Origin of the sequence: Caballeronia sp. LZ003 (assembly GCF_031451465.1) — a bacterium.
Classification (GTDB): domain Bacteria; phylum Pseudomonadota; class Gammaproteobacteria; order Burkholderiales; family Burkholderiaceae; genus Caballeronia.
Genome location: NZ_JARUXJ010000128.1, coordinates 1 through 632, shown reverse-complemented (window position 1 = coordinate 632; position 632 = coordinate 1). Strand labels below are relative to the sequence as shown.

1 protein-coding gene and 1 pseudogene are annotated in these 632 nt (G+C 64.7%); both read right to left on the bottom strand.

The window, feature by feature from the left end; genetic code table 11:
* Positions 1–257, bottom strand: a 257-nt coding sequence (locus tag QCE79_RS33395) for a head completion/stabilization protein (protein ID WP_309851762.1), incomplete at its 3' end; no start/stop codon positions are given.
* 111 nt (positions 258–368) lie between these two features.
* Positions 369–632, bottom strand: a pseudogene (locus tag QCE79_RS33390) (terminase); the annotation flags it as partial.

The following is a 632-nucleotide window of genomic DNA, read 5'->3' as shown; positions in this document are numbered from 1 at the left end:
AGATCGGCCGCCCCGCTTGCCTCACATTTGACGCGCCACGCATGCAAGACGTCGGCCGCATGGGCGATGCCTTCGACTACCGCATCGAAAAGCCGCGCGTCCGTCACCGTGCCGTCCAGGCGCAAGACGACCCGCACATCGCGTAGATCGATGTCCGGGTACCAACCGTCGCCCTTGAGGATCGGCTCGACGCGCGGCGGGTTCGGATCATGGGCCGCGTGCGCTGAAATCGGAGCGACCGATACGAAATCGTTCATCGCCGCCTCGTCGTGCAAGGGTGACGGTAGGGTGGGCGGTGGACGCGCGTCGTTCGGCCAAGTGCAATACCTGCCGCTCGGCGCGCGTGCCGCCCTGTCGCGAGGGACTCGTTACTCATCCGATTCGCTCCCCGCCGAATCGGATAATGGCGATCGAGCCGCGAGCGCCGCCTCGATGCGAGCGATGTCGCGTTTCACGCCAATCCGGTTGTTCAGTTCGAGCGCAACGCTCAATGCATCGAGTGCAGCCACCGGGTTGCTCGCCTCGATCGCCAGCCCGTATGCCTTGTTGAGCTTCGCCTTGATCTGGTCGACCATATCGAACGGCGCAACCAGCGCAATCACTTCGGCGAGCATGTCCGCGTCGACGCCCTG